Source organism: Nocardioides sp., assembly GCF_031422975.1.
GTDB lineage: Bacteria > Actinomycetota > Actinomycetes > Propionibacteriales > Nocardioidaceae > Nocardioides.
The window spans coordinates 1-1,654 of record NZ_JANPEO010000408.1; the positions used below are offsets into that span (position 1 = coordinate 1).

Genomic DNA, 1,654 nt, shown 5'->3' on the forward strand with positions numbered 1-1,654 from the left:
ACGAGCTGACCGCCCGGGTCACCCAGGCCGCGACCGACGAGCTCGCGGTCAACGACATCGAGCGGGCCTCGCGGCGCTCCCAGCGCTGGGTCGAGGACGAGTCGGCCGACGCGCTGGGCGAGGCCGCCGACGCGCTTGCCGAGGCGATCGAAGCCACCTCACCCGGCCGGATCGAGCGGCTCGCCGACCAGCTCGCGGAGGCGCTCGCGCTCGTTCGCGATGCCGCGCGCAAATGCCTCTCCGCGTTCCCCAAGGACACCCCGTCCGCCGACGGAGACGCGGGCCGCACCCAGGCCAAGGGCATGGTCCAGGACGTCTTCGTCAACGCGGAGCGGATGGCGGCCAACCTCGAGAGCGACGTGCTGTGGCTCAACGAGGCGCGCGATCGCATCCCCGCTCGGCTGCACGTCGCGCCGCTCCAGGTGTGGGGGGCCGATGCGCGACAAGCTGCTCACCGACAAGACGGTCGTCTTCACCAGTGCGACGCTGATGCTCGGCGGCGACTTCAACGCGGTCGCCACCTCACTGGGGCTCAAGCCCGGCGAGCGTGATGCGCCGTCCCGCTCCGGCGACGTGTTGCCGTGGCGGGGGATCGACGTCGGCTCACCCTTCGACTACGGCCAGCAGGCGATCCTCTACGTCGCCCGCCACCTGCCGCCGCCGGGCCGCGACGGTCTCGGGAAGGCGCAGCTCGACGAGATCTGCGAGCTGGTGGATGCGGCCGGTGGGCGCACCCTCGGGCTGTTCTCGTCGCGCAGGGCGGCCGAGGCCGCCGCCGAGGTCGTGCGCGAGCGGCTGCCCCACCTGACCACGCTGGCCCAGGGTGACGCCCAGCTGCCCGAGCTCGCCAAGCAGTTCGTCGAGGACCCGCACACCTGCCTGTTCGGCACGCTGTCGCTGTGGCAGGGCCTCGACGTGCCGGGGGAGACGTGCCAGCTGGTGCTGATCGACCGGATCCCCTTCCCGCGGCCCGACGACCCGCTGATGTCGGCGCGACAGAAGGCCGCGGACAGAGCGGGTGGCAACGGCTTCATGCAGGTCGCCGCGACGCATGCCGCGCTGCTGCTGGCCCAGGGTTCCGGGCGGCTGATCCGCACCACGACGGACCGGGGCGTCGTCGCCGTACTCGACCCCAGGCTCGCCACCGCCCGCTACGGCTCGTTCCTCAAGGCGTCGCTGCCGCCGATGTGGACCACGACCGACCCGGCGCTGGTGCGCAAGGCGCTCTCGCGCCTCGCCGGCGACTGACCCGCCGGCGAGGCGCTGGCTACGGCAACCGTGAGGTGCCGTCGTAGCCGCCCTTGGGTGCCCCGACTCCGAAGAAGTCCGCCAGGGTGGGGGCCACGTCGAGCGTGCGCGCCTGCTCGGTGGCCGAGGCTCCCCGCGGAACGAGGGGATGTCCGCCGCCGATGAACCACGGGATGGGCCGAGTCGCGGGGTGCCCGTGGTTGCCGGGGATCGGGTTCGACCAGACGTCGGGGTCGGTGAAGCGCCAGCCGGCCCTGCAGTGGACCACCACGTCACCGCTGAGCGGACCCGTCCGCAGTGTCGGGTCGGTGAGCGGGTCGAGCGCCTCGAGCACGCCCGCGGTGGATCCGGCGAGCGAGATAATCCGAGCCACGGCGGCGCCTCGTGCGGCCGGGTCGCCGGTCCA

1 protein-coding gene and 2 pseudogenes are annotated in these 1,654 nt (G+C 73.2%); 2 read left to right on the forward strand and 1 reads right to left on the reverse strand.

Translation table 11 applies throughout. From position 1 onward, the window contains the following. Window positions 1–551: pseudogene (locus RMO85_RS12285) on the forward strand (hypothetical protein); the annotation flags it as partial. Continuing rightward, window positions 436–1,248 (forward strand): ATP-dependent DNA helicase, encoded by an 813-nt coding sequence (locus tag RMO85_RS12290; RefSeq protein ID WP_310529014.1) that lies wholly within the window; start codon window positions 436–438, stop codon window positions 1,246–1,248. The pseudogene RMO85_RS12285 and the gene RMO85_RS12290, both read left to right, overlap by 116 nt. A 19-nt stretch (window positions 1,249–1,267) precedes the next feature. On the opposite strand, the pseudogene RMO85_RS12295 reads toward RMO85_RS12290, so the two are convergent. Continuing rightward, a pseudogene (locus tag RMO85_RS12295) lies at window positions 1,268–1,654 on the reverse strand (alkaline phosphatase family protein); the annotation flags it as partial.